Here is a 14,436-nt window from a genome sequence, read left to right as displayed (position 1 = left end):
GAGCTCTTACTTGATCAGACCATCCAGCGGCGAAGAGGCGCTGGCATAGAGTTTCTTCGGCATACGGCCGGCCAGGTAGGCCATGCGACCGGCGACAATGGCGTGCTTCATGGCTTCGGCCATCAGCACCGGCTGCTGGGCGTGGGCGATGGCCGAGTTCATCAGCACCGCCTCGCAGCCCATTTCCATGGCGATGGTGGCGTCGGAAGCGGTACCCACACCGGCATCGACCAGCACCGGCACCTTGGATTCTTCCAGGATGATCTGCAGGTTGTAGGGGTTGCAGATACCCAGGCCGGTGCCAATCAGGCCAGCCAGCGGCATGACCGCGATGCAGCCGACTTCGGCCAGCTGGCGGGCGATGATCGGGTCGTCGCTGGTGTACACCATCACGTCGAAACCTTCCTTGACCAGCACTTCGGCGGCCTTGAGGGTTTCGATCACGTTGGGGAACAGGGTCTTCTGGTCGGCCAGCACTTCCAGTTTCACCAGCGTGCGGGATTCGTGCGACTTGCGCCCGTCCAGCAGTTCACGAGCCAGACGGCAGGTACGCACCGCTTCCACCGCGTCAAAGCAGCCTGCAGTGTTCGGCAGGATGGTGTACTTGTCGGGCGACAGCACGTCGAGCAGGTTCGGCTCGCCCGCATTCTGGCCAAGGTTGGTACGGCGCACGGCGACGGTGACGATTTCGGCACCCGAGGCCTCGGTGGCCAGGCGGGTTTCTTCCATGTCACGGTACTTGCCGGTACCGACCAGCAGGCGCGACTGGAAAGTACGCCCGGCCAGGGTGAAGGGCTTGTCGCTACGAACGTTGCTCATCGTTGTTCCTCGGGAAAAGGTTGCTGGGCTTGCTTGTGAACCAACGGGCTGCTGTCAGCCGCCACCGATGGCGTGGACGACTTCGACCTGGTCGCCGTCGTTCAGCAGCGTGCTGTCGTGCTGGCTACGCGGCACGATATCCAGGTTCAGTTCCACTGCCACGCGGCGCCCGGTCAGCTCCAGGCGCGTCAGCAGGGCTGCAACGCTTTCGCCAGCAGGCAGTTCGTAAGGTTCACCGTTCAGTTGAATGCGCATGCGCACGGCCACCATTGTTCTTTGGGGCCCGCATTCTAGCGCCGAACCCACCTGCAACCCAAGGCCGGTGCACGCCATTAGTCGCGATTGTGGACCACTCGGTCAGCCCAGTCGCCAGGCTGCCAGCCCCAGGCACAGCCAGCCGGCCAGGAAGCACAGGCCGCCAATAGGGGTAATGATACCCAGCTTGCCCAGGCCGCTGAGGGTCAGCAGGTACAGGCTGCCGGAGAACAGCAAGATGCCTAAGGCAAACAGGCCGCCAGCCCAGCCGATCAGGCGCCCGGGCAGGTGCACCGAGAGCACGGCGACACCGAAGATCGCCAAGGCATGCACAAGCTGATAAGTCACGCCCGTGTGGAAGATCGCCAGATAGTCGGCCGTCAGCCGGTTTTTCAGGCCATGGGCGGCGAAGGCACCCAGGGCGACCCCGGTAAAGCCGAAAAAGGCGGCAAGCATCAGGAAGCTGCGAAGCATGGGACGACTCCTTGTATCGGGTCTGTATAATGGCCCCTTCCACCCGTACGGCCAAGCCATCGACATGCTGCCAACCCTTATCCGTCGCCTCTCCCGCGCCCTGCTCTGGTTCGCTGCCGGCAGCATCGTGCTGGTGCTGGTGTTCCGCTGGGTGCCACCGCCCGGCACGGCGCTGATGGTCGAGCGCAAGGTCCAGTCCTGGGTCAATGGCGAGCCGATCGACCTGCAGCGCGACTGGGAGCCATGGGAGAACATCTCCGATGAGCTGAAGGTTGCCGTCATTGCCGGCGAGGACCAAAAGTTCGCCAGCCACTGGGGGTTCGACATCCCGGCTATCCAGGCCGCACTGGCCTACAACGAGCGTGGCGGCAGTGTGCGCGGTGCCAGCACCCTGACCCAGCAAGTGGCCAAGAACCTGTTTCTGTGGTCCGGGCGCAGCTGGTTTCGTAAAGGGCTGGAGGCCTGGTTCACGGCCCTGATCGAGCTGTTCTGGTCCAAGGAGCGGATTCTTGAGGTTTACCTGAACAGTGCCGAATGGGGCAAAGGCGTATTTGGCGCCCAGGCGGCGGCGCGTTATCACTTTGGTGTCGATGCCAGTCGTCTTAGTCGCCAGCAGGCCGCGCAGCTGGCGGCGGTGCTGCCAAGCCCGATCAAGTGGAGTGCCAGCCGGCCGAGCGCCTATGTGGCTAGCCGGGCGGGGTGGATTCGCCGGCAGATGAGCCAGTTGGGAGGGCCCAGCTACCTGATGCAACTCGATACTTCGCGCAACAAGCTTTGAATATTGCGGTGATGCGTAAATCGGGCGCCGCCCGCGCGGCGCATCGCGAGCTGCGCTCGCTCCTACGTTTGTTTCAGGCCAATTATTCCTGTGGGATTTGCGCGCGGACGCCTTGGCGCATGCCCCGATATCGCGCCGTACAAACAGAGCGGTCGCGCACGCCTGTCACAGGCGTTACCGGCCCGAAACAAACGTAGGAGCGAGCGCAGCTCGCGATGCGCCGCGCGGGCGGCGCTCGATCTCTCGGGCGTCACAACATTCACGCCGAGCACAAAAAAGCCGCTCACCTTATCCAGGCAAGCGGCTTTATTTGCAGCCAGGCTCGATCAGGCAGCGATCAATGCCTTGACCTTGTTCATCGCATTTTTCTCCAGCTGGCGAATCCGCTCAGCCGATACACTGTACTTGTCGGCCAGCTCATGCAACGTGGCCTTCTCTTCCGCCAACCAGCGCTGGTAGAGAATGTCGCGGCTACGTTCATCCAGCCCTTGCAGCGCTTCGTGCAGGTTGCTGGTGGAGTTGTCGCTCCAGTCGGCATCCTCCAACTGCACCGCCGGGTCGTAACGGTGGTCTTCCAGGTAATGCGCAGGCGACTGGAAGGCGCTGTCGTCGTCAGCTTCCGCTGCCGGGTCGAAGGCCATGTCCTGGCCACTCAGGCGGCTTTCCATCTCACGCACTTCACGCGGCTCGACGCCAAGGCTTTCTGCCACGCGATGCACTTCGTCGTTGTTCAGCCACGCCAAGCGCTTCTTCTGGCTACGCAGGTTGAAGAACAGCTTGCGCTGGGCCTTGGTGGTGGCCACCTTGACGATGCGCCAGTTGCGCAGGATGAACTCGTGGATCTCTGCCTTGATCCAGTGCACGGCGAACGACACCAGGCGCACGCCCATTTCCGGGTTGAAGCGCTTGACGGCCTTCATCAGGCCGACGTTGCCTTCCTGGATCAGGTCCGCCTGGGCCAGCCCGTAGCCGGCATAGCTACGGGCGATGTGTACGACGAAACGCAGGTGGGCCATCACCATTTGACGAGCGGCCTCGACATCCTGCTCATAATAGAGACGCTCGCCCAGATCACGCTCCTGCTCGACCGTCAGCAGCGGGATGCTGTTGACCGTGTGCACGTAGGCTTCCAGGTTTGCACCGGGTACCAGGGCATAGGCAGGTTGCAACGATGTGGTCATTCAAGAACCTCCGACTTACTAAACTCGCGCCTTGTGGGCGCTGCCAACATTGACCTGGAACGACGGTACAAGTTCCGTAGTGAAGAAAATGTCAATGCTGGCACGTAAAAACTATCGCGGCGCCAGCTCGTTCAGATGACGAGCGACGGCAATCCATGCACCGATATACCCCAACAGCACCGCTCCGATCAAGAGCGACAGACCATCGGACGCCGGCACCCCGCCCAGGGCGAAGTCACTGCCGTACAGCCCGGAAAGCCCTACAACCGCGTCGTTGAGCCAATTCAGGCCAAACGCCAGGATACCCCACGCCAGCAGCCCCGCACCCAGGCCATACAAGGCGCCCATGTACAGGAAAGGCCGGCGCACGTAGGCATCAGTGCCGCCTACCAGCTTGATCACTTCGATCTCGACACGGCGGTTTTCAATGTGTAGACGAATTGTGTTACCGATTACTAACAGTAGGGCAGAAATCAGCATCACGGCCAGACCGAAGACGAAGCGGTCACCCAGTTTGAGGATGGCCGCCAGGCGCTCGACCCACACCAGGTCCAGTTGCGCCACTTCCACCCGCGGCAGTTCCGACAGGCGCTGACGCAAGGCGTCCAGGGCCGGCTTGTCGACCTCGGTCGGGGTTACCACCACCACGCCAGGCAGCGGGTTGTCGGGCAGTTCGCGCAGGGCCTCGCCCAGCCCCGACTGCTGCTGGAATTCCTCCAGCGCCTGCTCGCGGCTGACAAATTGCGCATCCGCCACCCCGGGCATGCCCTTGATCTCGTCGCGCAGGGCCTCACCATCGCGGCTGCCGGCATCGAGCTTGAGGTACAGCGAAATCTGCGCAGCGCGCTGCCACGAACCGCCCAACTGCTCGACGTTCTTCAGCAGCAACGACAGGCCCATGGGCATACTCAGCGCCACCGCCATCACCAGGCAGGTGAAAAAGCTGCCGATCGGCTGCTTGCCCAGGCGGCGCAGGCTGTCGGCCATGCTGGCACGGTGGCTTTCCAGCCAGGCATGCAGCAGTGTGCGGAAATCAGGGCCGTCATCGTCCTCGCCGCGCTTTTTCTTCTGCGGTTGCGGGTCGGCCGGCTTTGGCGCAACCCGCTCGGAAACCTTCGGCGTACGTATAGTGCTCATTGCCCGGCCTCCCCATCGCCGATCAAGCGGCCGCGCTGCAAGGTGAGCATGCGGTGGCGCATGCGCGCAATCAGTGCCAGGTCATGGCTGGCGATCAATACCGTGGTGCCCAGGCGGTTGATGTCCTCGAACACGCCCATGATCTCTGCTGCCAGGCGCGGGTCGAGGTTACCGGTGGGTTCGTCGGCCAGCAGCAGGGCCGGCTGGTGGACGATGGCGCGGGCGATACCCACCCGCTGCTGCTGCCCGGTGGACAGGTCGGCCGGGAACAGTTCGCCCTTGTCGGACAGCGACACACGCTCCAGCGCCGAATCCACGCGTTTGGCGATCTCGGCCTTGGACAAGCCGAGGATCTGCAGTGGCAAGGCGATGTTGTTGAACACCGTGCGGTCGAACAACAGCTGGTGGTTCTGGAACACCACGCCGATCTGCCGACGCAGGAACGGGATCTGCGCATTGCTGATCTGGCCCAGGTCCTGCCCGGCCAACATGAGCTTGCCGCTGGTCGGGCGCTCCATGGCCAGCAACAGACGCAGCAAGGTGCTCTTGCCGGCACCCGAGTGGCCGGTGACGAACAGGAATTCGCCCCGGCGCGCCCGGAAACTCAGCTCATGCAAACCCACATGACCGTTGGGATAGCGCTTGGCAACCTGTTCGAATCGGATCATGGTCAGTCTCGCTCGGCGAACAGAGCCTTGACGAACGGCTCGGCTTCGAAGGTGCGCAGGTCATCGATGCCTTCACCGACACCGATGAAGCGGATCGGGATGTTGAACTGCTTGGCCAGGGCGAAGATCACCCCGCCTTTGGCAGTGCCGTCCAGCTTGGTCAGGGCCAGGCCGGTCAGTTCGACGCTCTGGTTGAAGTACTTGGCCTGGCTGATGGCGTTCTGGCCGGTACCGGCATCAAGCACCAGCAGCACCTCGTGGGGCGCATCGGCGTCGAGCTTGCCGATGACCCGGCGGACCTTCTTCAGCTCTTCCATCAGGTTGTCTTTGGTGTGCAGGCGGCCGGCAGTGTCGGCGATCAGCACGTCGGCGCCACGGGCCTTGGCGGCCTGCACGGCGTCGAATATCACCGACGCGGAGTCGGCACCGGTGTGCTGGGCGATCACCGGAATCTGGTTACGCTCGCCCCACACCTGCAGCTGCTCGACCGCTGCGGCACGGAAGGTGTCACCGGCAGCCAGCATGACTTTCTTGCCTTCCAGCTGCAGCTTTTTCGCCAGCTTGCCGATGGTGGTGGTCTTGCCGGCGCCGTTCACGCCAACCACGAGGATGACATAGGGTTTGTTCTGCGCCTGCACTTTCAGCGGCTGCTCGACCGGGCGCAGCAATGCGGCCAGTTCTTCCTGCAGCGACTTGTAAAGCGCGTCGGCGTCGGCCAGCTGCTTGCGGGCAACCTTTTGAGTCAGGTTCTGGACGATGGCCGAGGTGGCTTCCACACCGACGTCGGCGGTCAGCAGGCGGGTCTCGATTTCATCGAGCAGGTCGTCGTCGATGACCTTCTTGCCGAGGAACAGGCTGGCCATGCCTTCGCCGATGCTGGCGCTGGTCTTGGACAGGCCCTGCTTGAGGCGGGCGAAAAAGCCTGGCTTGGCTTGTTCGGTAACGGTTGCGGCCGCAGCCACAGGCTCGGGCTCTGGTTGCACGGGCTCTGGTTGCACGGGCTCTGCTGCCGGACGCTCGGGGATCGCTGGCGGGGCTTTTGGCTCAAGATCTGGGACGAGAGCGACGGGCTCCTCGGCAACGGGCAGTACCAGGTTGCTGACCGGGGGTTCGACGGCTTGAATGGCCGGGGCTGCTACTGGCGCAGGGGTTTCGAGCTGCGGGGCGGCAGGCTCCGCATTCGCGGGCACGCCCGCTCCCACAGGGGCCGAGGCAGACTCAGGAGCTGGGGTAACCACTGGCGCAGGTGCAGGCTCAGGGACCGGGGCAGCCACCGGAGCAGGTGCAGGCTCAAAGACTGGCGCAACCACCGGGGCAGGTACAGGCTCAGGGGCCACTGCTGGCTCAGCAGCCAGAGGGGCCTCAGCTGCAGGTGCAGGTGCTTGAGCAACCACCGGCTCGACCGGAGCAGCTTCAGCGTGCTCGACGGCGGATGGCGGCGCTACCGGCTCTGCGGCCTGGGATTCAGGGGCTTGTGGCTGTTCGGCGACAGGTTGCTGCGGCTTCTTGCGAAACCAGCTGAACAGGCCTTTCTTCTCGCCAGCCTCGGCCGGCGCTTTCTTGTCGTCGTTGGAACCAAACATGGAGGACGGCTATCTCAGGGTAGCGATGAGCCAGCAACGGCCCATCGGGAATTCTCTCTACGCAGAACAGACTATCTTGAAGCCTGCTGGTTCATGCGCAACGTTTTGTCTTAGTGTCCTGCGGGCCAGAACGGCGACAGGCATGGTCGCCAGGCAACCGGATCAGTATCCTAGCACCTCCTGGCCCGCCGACGCTAAACCCAGCGGGCCGCCGAACAGGTTAAACACCTTATGAATGCTCTAGCCCGCCGCGCCGCTGGCCTGTTGCTCGGCACGCTCTGCCTGCCGCTCGCGGCCTTCGCCGCCGATGTGCAACCCACCCACGAATTCATCCTCGACAATGGCCTGAAGGTGGTCGTGCGCGAAGACCATCGCGCCCCGGTAGTGGTCTCGCAGATCTGGTACAAGGTCGGCTCCAGCTACGAAACCCCGGGCCAGACCGGTTTGTCCCATGCGCTGGAACACATGATGTTCAAGGGCAGCGCCAAAGTCGGCCCCGGCGAAGCTTCGCGCATCCTGCGTGACCTGGGTGCCGAAGAAAACGCCTTCACCAGCGACGACTACACCGCCTATTACCAGGTGCTGGCCCGCGACCGCCTGCCAGTCGCCCTGGAGCTGGAGGCCGACCGCCTGGCCAGCCTGCGCCTGCCGGCCGACGAGTTCAGCCGCGAAATCGAGGTAATCAAGGAAGAACGCCGCCTGCGCACCGACGATCAGCCCAACTCCAAGGCGTTCGAGCTGTTCCGCGCCATGGCCTACCCGGCCAGCGGCTACCACACGCCGACCATCGGCTGGATGGCGGACCTGGAGCGCATGAAGGTCGAAGAACTGCGCCACTGGTACGAGTCCTGGTACGCCCCCAACAATGCCACCCTGGTGGTGGTCGGCGATGTCACCGCCGACGAGGTCAAGGGCCTGGCACAGAAGTATTTCGGCAGCATTCCAAAGCGCGCCGTTCCGCCGGCCAAGCTGCCACTGGAGCTGGCCGAGCCTGGCCAGCGCCAGCTGACCCTGCACGTACGCACCCAGCTGCCCAGCCTGATCTATGGCTTCAACGTGCCCGGCCTGCCCACCGCCAAGGACCCGCGCACCGTGCATGCCCTGCGCCTGATCTCGGCACTGCTCGACGGCGGCTACAGCGCCCGTATGCCGGCACGCCTGGAGCGTGGCCAGGAGTTGGTGGCTGGCGCCTCGTCCAGCTACAACGCCTTCACCCGCGGCGACAGCCTGTTCCTGATCTCGGCCACGCCGAACGTGCAAAAGCAGAAAACCCTCGACGATGTCGAGAAAGGCATCTGGCAGTTGCTTGAAGAACTCAAGACCACCCCGCCCAGCGCCGAAGAGCTCGAACGCGTACGCGCCCAGGTCATTGCCGGCCTGGTCTACGACCGCGACTCCATCAGCAGCCAGGCCACCACCATCGGCCAGCTGGAAACCGTCGGCCTGTCCTGGAAACTGATCGACAGCGAGCTGGACGAGCTCAAGCGCGTCACCCCGCAGGACATCCAGGACGCCGCGCGCACCTACTTCACCCGCGAACGCCTGAGCGTTGCCCATGTACTGCCCGAGGAGTCCGCTCATGAGTGATCGTAGCGCACCGCGCCCAACCCTGCTGGCCACGGGCATCCGCGCCCTGGCGCTGGCGGCAGTGCTGGCCGCCCCGGCCATGGCCGACAACGCCGCCAAGGCGGACACCAGCGCCGCCCGCCCGGCCAACACCTTGCAGTCGCTGGCCGAGCTGGATGGCAAGGCACCCAGCCGGCGCCAGCTGAACATCCAGCACTGGAGCACCGCTGAGGGCGCCCGGGTGCTGTTCGTGGAAGCCCGCGAACTGCCGATGTTCGACCTGCGCGTCACCTTTGCCGCCGGCAGCAGCCAGGACGCCGGAACACCCGGCGTGGCGGCGCTGACCAACGCCATGCTCAACGAGGGTGTGGCCGGCAAGGACGTCACCGCCATCGCCGAAGGTTTCGAAGGCCTGGGCGCAGACTTTGGCAACGGCTCCTACCGTGACATGGCCGTGGCGTCGCTGCGCAGCCTCAGCATCAAGGACAAGCGCGAACCTGCGCTCAAGCTGTTCACCGAAGTGGCCGGCAAGCCGACCTTCCCCGAGGACGCCCTCAAGCGCATCAAGAACCAGATGCTGGCCGGCTTCGAATACGAGAAGCAGAACCCCGGCAAAATCGCTGGCAAGGCGCTGTTCGGCAACCTCTATGGCGACCACCCCTACGCCCATCCAAGCGATGGCACCGCAGAAACCATCAACGGCATTACCCTGGCACAACTGCGTGCCTTCCACGCCAAGGCTTATACCGGCGGCAACGCAGTAATCGCCCTGGTCGGCGACCTCAGCCGTGCCGAGGCCGAAGCCATTGCCGCCCAGGTTTCGGCGGGCCTGCCCAAGGGCCCGGCGCTTGCCGCGCCAGCCCAGCCCAGCGAAGCCAAGGCCGGCCTGACCCACATCGACTTCCCGTCCAAACAGACTCACCTCATGCTGGCCGAGCTTGGTATCGACCGCCAGGACCCGGATTGGCCAGCCTTGTCGCTGGGTAACCAGATCCTCGGTGGTGGCGCCTTCGGTACCCGGCTGATGAGCGAAGTGCGTGAAAAGCGTGGCCTGACCTACGGCGTGTACTCGGTGTTCAGCCCCATGCAGGTGCGCGGCCCGTTCATGATCAACCTGCAGACCCGTGCCGAGCTCAGTGAAGGCACGCTCAAGCTGGTACAGGGCATTCTTGCCGACTACCTCAAGACAGGCCCCACCCAGCAAGAGCTGGACGATGCCAAGCGCGAACTGGCCGGCAGCTTCCCGCTGTCCAATGCCAGCAATGCCAGCATCGTCGGCCAGTTGGGCGCAATCGGCTTCTACAATCTGCCGCTGACCTGGCTGGAGGACTTCATGCAGCAGTCCCAGGCCCTCACCGTCGAGCAGGTCAAGGCGGCCATGAACAAACACCTGTCAGCCGATAAACTGGTGATCGTCACCGTAGGCCCGAAAGTGCCACAAAAACCGCTGCCAGCACCCACTGACAAGCCCTCCGAGCAAGCGCTCGGGGTACCGGAGCACTAATGCCAAGATCCACCCCTCCCGCCCGCCCGCAATCGGGCCAAAGCAAGGGCCAGGGCCACCTGCGCATCATCGCCGGCGAGTGGCGTAGCCGCCGCCTGGCGGTACCGGAAGGCGAAGGCCTGCGGCCAACGCCTGACCGCGTGCGCGAAACCCTGTTCAACTGGCTGGCGCCGCACATCGAGGGTGCCCGCGTTCTGGATGCCTTCACCGGCAGCGGTGCCCTGGTGCTCGAAGCCCTGTCTCGCGGCGCCAAGGATGCCGTGGCACTGGACAGCAACCCGGCGGCGATCGGCAACCTGAAGAACAACCTCGAGATCCTGCGTTGCCCGCGCGGGCAAATCCTGCAAACCGATGCCCTGCGCTACTTGCAAGGCCCGGCCAAGCAACAGTTCGACGTGGTGTTCCTCGACCCGCCGTTCCACCAGGACCTGCTGGCCAACACCTGCAACCTGCTGGAGCAGAACCAGTGGCTGGGCGAACAGGCGCTGATCTACACCGAAAGCGAAGCGGCGCCTTCAACACTGCCGATGCCCGGCAACTGGCGCCTGCACCGCGAGAAGAAAACCGGCCAGGTGCATTACGCGCTCTGGCAGCGAGGATGACCCGATAAACCGGGTTTGGCTTACTTAGTTACCCCACTCCCGCCGCCTGCGTGGCTGAAGCTGCTCCTTTGTTTCTTGAAGGAGCACTTCAACCATGACCGAACGCCCCTCCCTGCCCACACCGGCTAGCCGGGTAAGTGCTTTTACCCTCGCCAATGGCCTGCGCGTCTGTTTGCGTCAAGACCGCCGCGCACCTCTGGTCAGCGTGCAGCTTTGGTATCACGTGGGTTCCAGCTACGAGCCCGAAGGCCATACCGGCCTTTCGCATGCCCTTGAACATTTGTTGTTCGAAGGCAGCAGCAAACTGGCTGGGGGCCAATACTCCGCCCTCATGAGCCACTTGGGTGGTGAGGCAAATGCATTCACCCTCCCCGATGCCACGGCCTTTCCGCTGACGTTGCCAGCCAACCGCCTGGAGATCGCCCTGGAAGCCATGGCCGATATCATGGCCAGCGCCACCCTCAGCGATGCGCCTTTTGCCCGCGAACTGGCGGTTGTCATGGCCGAGCGACGCGAGGATATCGATAACGACGCGTGGTCGCAGGCCCTGGAACATCACCTGCTGCTGGCCTATGACAACAGCGGCTATGGCACGCCCGTAATCGGCTACAAGACCGACCTCGGCCACATGACCCCCGCAGCGGCACGCACGTGGTACCAGACTTGGTACCACCCCAACAACGCGACGCTGGCAGTGGCCGGCGACATTACCGTAGGGCAACTGCAAACGCTGGTAACGCGACACTTTGCAGCGATCCCCGCTCATCGCCTGCCGGCCCGGCAAATACCTGTAGAGCCCTCCAGCCTGGTTCGGCGCGTTCAAACCTTGCGCCAGCACGGCCTGCGCACGGGCGTGATCATCAGTTTCAACCTACCCAGTCAATGCACCGCCCGGTCTGACTCACAAGCGTATGCACTGCGTCTGCTGCCCCAGATTCTTGGCCAAGGCCACGCCAGCATCCTCCAGCGCCTGCTCGTGCGAGATGAACCAGTCTTGCAAGGTGTGTGGTCGGACTATGAGCCTTGGCAACGGGGTGACGGCCTGCTGACGTTTTACGCGTTCTGCAGCCCGCACGTTGCACCCGAGATGGCGGCAGAACGACTGCTGCTGGAAATCGAAGCGTTCCGCCAGTCAGCGCCCAGCATAGAAGACCTCCAGCGCGCCAAGGCACGGCTTCTGGCCGAGCAGTTATTCGACAGGGACGATATCAGCAAGCAGGCAGAAGCCATCGGCAAGCAGGCGGCCTGCGGCCTGGACCCGGTTGCACTGGAGGATGAACGGCAAGCCATCGAAGCCGTGACAGCCGAGCAGGTAGGCCTGGCGGCTTATGACTTCCTGACCGAATCCCGGACCACCATCACCTTTACGCATCACAAGGAAAGCGCTGATGAATGACGCGAATTCATACCCCGCTGCAAACAGCCCTGTTCATGGTGGCCTGGTGTCGGCCCAGGGGGTTGATCTGGACCTCTTCGAACCCATTGATACCCAGGTGCAGGCGTGGACAACGGATAGCGGCACCGCCGTGAAATTCGTCGAAGCCCGAGGACTGCCAATAATCGATATCGTGCTGCAATTCAGGGCCGGTACAACCCAGGACACCGTGCTCCCCGGCCTGGCATCCTTGGCGTTCTACATGCTCGACGAGGGCAGCCAGCAGCACACCGCCACCCAGCAAGCAGAGCAACTGGAGCGCCTGGGCGCTGTCATGGAAAAGCAGATCCGCCTGGAGCACGTGACCCTGAGCCTGCGAAGCCTGAGCACCGAAGCACTGTTCGACCCGGCACTGGCGCTTTTCATCGACCTTGTGGCACGCCCTGCCTTCACCGCTGACGCGCTAGCCAAGATAAAAAGCCAACTGCTGCGGCACAATGCATCTCGCGAGCACCACCCCCGCTTGAGGGCGCGTAGCGAAGCCTTTCGTCATTTGTTCAGTGGTCATCCATATGGCAACCCATCAGGCAGCACTCAGCAAGGGATAGACCAGGCTAACCCTGAGGACCTGAGGCGCTTCCACCAACGCGCCTACTGCGCCAGTAACCTGGACATCGTAGTAGTGGGGGACCTCTCCCTTGCACAGGCCCAGGCCGTTTCACAACAGATCAGTCAGGCACTGCCCCAAGGCTGGTCCGCAATCGAGCTGCCGGCCGCTGCTCCAGCAGCCGGCGCCACGCTCAATGTCGAACAGCCTGGCGCAAGCACTGCCGTCCTGATTGCATTACCCATGAGCGTGCCAGCCAATCATCCGCAATATCCGGCCCTGGTGTTGGCCAGTGAAGTATTGGGGTCGGGAATCGCGTCACGCTTGATGAATGAACTGCGACACCGCCGCGGGCTGACGTATGGCATCTACACACGGGTAAATGCCTTGAGCGCAGGTGGCCTGTTCAGCGCCGAATGGGATATCGCGCCAGAGTACGTCCAAGGCTCTCAAGTACTGGTTGAAACCTTGCTGCGCGAGTTCATCGAACAAGGGCCGACCCAGGCCGAGGTGCAAGTGGCGCGCAAGCAACTGGCAGGGCAACTGCTGCGCGATGTGGCACAGAACAAGCACCTGGCAGCCTTGCTCACACAAATCACCCATCAACGCCAGCCCGCCGACTTTCTCGACAGCTACATCGAGCGCCTCGCCAGGCTGACACCGGCAGATGTCCGCGCCGTCATGCAGCGGCAGCTCGATTTGAGCCAGGCAGTACGCGTCAGTGTCGGCCCACCCACCGAGCAACAACCACTGCCGGCTACCGACCAATAGCGCAGGTACTGTGGCGCTTTTTCATGGCACTCTAGGCAAGCACATCATGAGTTGCCCAGCATGCCCAGCCCAAGCGCCACCTTCCGTCCGGCCATCGGCCTGTCCAACCCCCACCTGCAGACGCTGTGGGGCCCCCTGTGGCGCAAGCTGCCTGAGCTGCAGCGCAACCGTGAGCGCCTGTGGCTGGCCGACGGCGACTTCATCGACCTCGACTGGCATGGCCCGCATCAGGCACAGGCGCCACTGGTGCTCGTGCTACATGGGCTGACCGGCTCGTCCCATTCACCCTACGTCAAAGGGTTGCAGCAAGCGCTGCAAAACCGCGGTTGGGCCAGCGTGGCGGTGAACTGGCGTGGTTGCTCGGGCGAGCCCAACCTGCTGCCGCGCAGCTACCATTCCGGCGCCAGCGAAGACCTGGCGGAAATTGTCAGCCACCTGCGTGCCCAGCGCCCATTGGCGCCGCTGTATGCGGTGGGTTACTCGCTGGGTGGCAATGTGCTGTTGAAATACTTGGGCGAGAGCGGCGTTGCCAGCCAGCTGGAGGCGGCAGTTGCCGTGTCGGTGCCCTTTCGCCTGGACCATTGTGCCGACCGTATCGGCCAGGGGTTCTCCAAGGTGTACCAGGCGCACTTCATGCGCGAGATGCTGGCGTATGTTCAACACAAGCAGCGGCACTTCCAAGAGCAGGGCGAGCATGACCGGCTGGCGACGCTGGAGCGCCTGGGGCAACTGACCAACTTGCGCACGTTCTGGGACTTCGACGGCAAAGTCACGGCACCGCTCAACGGCTTTCGCGATGTGCACGACTACTATCGCCGCTCATCGAGCCACTTCTTCCTCGGCCAGAACCGCACGCCGACGCTGATCATCCATTCCAGCGATGACCCGTTCGTGGCTGGCCAGAGCCTGCCTACGGCCCGTGAACTGGCACCCCAGACCCGCTTCGAACTGCACCGCCGCGGTGGCCATGTGGGGTTTGTCGATGGCACCCTGCGCAACCCGGGGTACTACCTGGAGCGGCGGATTCCGCAGTGGCTGGTAGACGGCCAGTGACTGAAGATCTGCCCGACACCCTGTGGGAGCGGGTTCACCCGCGAAGAATCCGGCGCGGAGGAT

The 14,436-nt window shown here is 63.5% G+C and carries 15 protein-coding genes; 8 read left to right on the top strand and 7 right to left on the bottom strand.

Going from position 1 to position 14,436, the window contains the following annotated elements; translation table 11 throughout:
* Positions 1–6: 6 nt before the first annotated feature.
* The 3 genes from ABI582_RS05520 to ABI582_RS05510 all read right to left on the bottom strand — a co-directional run bounded on the left by ABI582_RS05520 (position 7) and on the right by ABI582_RS05510 (position 1,548).
* Positions 7–819 (bottom strand): thiazole synthase, encoded by an 813-nt coding sequence (locus tag ABI582_RS05520; RefSeq protein ID WP_003249091.1) that lies wholly within the window; start codon positions 817–819, stop codon positions 7–9.
* A gap of 54 nt (positions 820–873) precedes the next feature.
* Positions 874–1,074, bottom strand: coding sequence for a sulfur carrier protein ThiS (gene thiS / locus ABI582_RS05515; RefSeq protein WP_033692437.1), 201 nt, complete (start codon positions 1,072–1,074; stop codon positions 874–876).
* Between the two features lie 102 nt (positions 1,075–1,176).
* Positions 1,177–1,548: a DUF423 domain-containing protein gene (locus ABI582_RS05510; RefSeq protein WP_442118579.1), complete on the bottom strand. Its 372-nt coding sequence runs from the start codon at positions 1,546–1,548 to the stop codon at positions 1,177–1,179.
* 64 nt (positions 1,549–1,612) lie between these two features.
* Here ABI582_RS05510 and mtgA point away from each other — a divergent pair, with 64 nt between their 5' ends.
* Positions 1,613–2,326, top strand: a complete 714-nt coding sequence (gene mtgA / locus ABI582_RS05505) for a monofunctional biosynthetic peptidoglycan transglycosylase (protein WP_442118621.1) — start codon at positions 1,613–1,615, stop codon at positions 2,324–2,326.
* A gap of 326 nt (positions 2,327–2,652) precedes the next feature.
* Here mtgA and rpoH read toward each other — a convergent pair whose 3' ends face one another.
* The 4 genes from rpoH to ftsY all read right to left on the bottom strand — a co-directional run bounded on the left by rpoH (position 2,653) and on the right by ftsY (position 6,649).
* The gene (gene rpoH / locus ABI582_RS05500) at positions 2,653–3,507 is read right to left on the bottom strand and encodes an RNA polymerase sigma factor RpoH (RefSeq protein ID WP_003249083.1); all 855 of its coding nucleotides are present in this window, start codon (positions 3,505–3,507) and stop codon (positions 2,653–2,655) included.
* Positions 3,508–3,618: 111 nt separating this feature from the next.
* A complete protein-coding gene (ftsX, locus tag ABI582_RS05495) occupies positions 3,619–4,644 on the bottom strand; it encodes a permease-like cell division protein FtsX (protein ID WP_442118578.1) in 1,026 nt (341 codons plus the stop codon).
* On the bottom strand, positions 4,641–5,312 hold the full coding sequence (gene ftsE / locus ABI582_RS05490) for a cell division ATP-binding protein FtsE (RefSeq protein WP_012274659.1): 672 nt from the start codon (positions 5,310–5,312) through the stop codon (positions 4,641–4,643). The genes ftsX and ftsE overlap by 4 nt, the downstream gene beginning before the upstream one ends.
* A gap of 2 nt (positions 5,313–5,314) precedes the next feature.
* On the bottom strand, positions 5,315–6,649 hold the full coding sequence (gene ftsY / locus ABI582_RS05485; RefSeq protein WP_442118620.1) for a signal recognition particle-docking protein FtsY: 1,335 nt from the start codon (positions 6,647–6,649) through the stop codon (positions 5,315–5,317).
* A 45-nt stretch (positions 6,650–6,694) separates the two neighbouring features.
* On the opposite strand from ftsY, the gene ABI582_RS05480 reads away from it, so the two are divergent.
* From ABI582_RS05480 to ABI582_RS05450, 7 genes are all read left to right on the top strand, one after another.
* The gene (locus ABI582_RS05480) at positions 6,695–7,009 is read left to right on the top strand and encodes a hypothetical protein (RefSeq protein ID WP_442118625.1); all 315 of its coding nucleotides are present in this window, start codon (positions 6,695–6,697) and stop codon (positions 7,007–7,009) included.
* Positions 7,010–7,126: 117 nt separating this feature from the next.
* Positions 7,127–8,482 (top strand): M16 family metallopeptidase, encoded by a 1,356-nt coding sequence (locus tag ABI582_RS05475; RefSeq protein WP_049276522.1) that lies wholly within the window; start codon positions 7,127–7,129, stop codon positions 8,480–8,482.
* The gene (locus ABI582_RS05470) at positions 8,475–9,965 is read left to right on the top strand and encodes a M16 family metallopeptidase (protein WP_442118577.1); all 1,491 of its coding nucleotides are present in this window, start codon (positions 8,475–8,477) and stop codon (positions 9,963–9,965) included. Before ABI582_RS05475 ends, ABI582_RS05470 begins: the two co-directional genes overlap by 8 nt.
* Positions 9,965–10,567 (top strand): 16S rRNA (guanine(966)-N(2))-methyltransferase RsmD, encoded by a 603-nt coding sequence (gene rsmD, locus ABI582_RS05465; RefSeq protein WP_019473221.1) that lies wholly within the window; start codon positions 9,965–9,967, stop codon positions 10,565–10,567. Before ABI582_RS05470 ends, rsmD begins: the two co-directional genes overlap by 1 nt.
* A gap of 94 nt (positions 10,568–10,661) precedes the next feature.
* Positions 10,662–11,963, top strand: a complete 1,302-nt coding sequence (locus tag ABI582_RS05460) for a M16 family metallopeptidase (RefSeq protein ID WP_442118576.1) — start codon at positions 10,662–10,664, stop codon at positions 11,961–11,963.
* A complete protein-coding gene (locus tag ABI582_RS05455; protein WP_442118575.1) occupies positions 11,956–13,320 on the top strand; it encodes a M16 family metallopeptidase in 1,365 nt (454 codons plus the stop codon). The genes ABI582_RS05460 and ABI582_RS05455 overlap by 8 nt, the downstream gene beginning before the upstream one ends.
* A gap of 60 nt (positions 13,321–13,380) precedes the next feature.
* On the top strand, positions 13,381–14,373 hold the full coding sequence (locus ABI582_RS05450; RefSeq protein ID WP_442118574.1) for a hydrolase: 993 nt from the start codon (positions 13,381–13,383) through the stop codon (positions 14,371–14,373).
* Positions 14,374–14,436 lie beyond the last annotated feature (63 nt).

The organism is Pseudomonas sp. SAS7, assembly GCF_052112345.1.
Lineage (GTDB): Bacteria > Pseudomonadota > Gammaproteobacteria > Pseudomonadales > Pseudomonadaceae > Aquipseudomonas > Aquipseudomonas putida_Q.
This window is presented reverse-complemented; position numbering and strand designations above follow the sequence as displayed.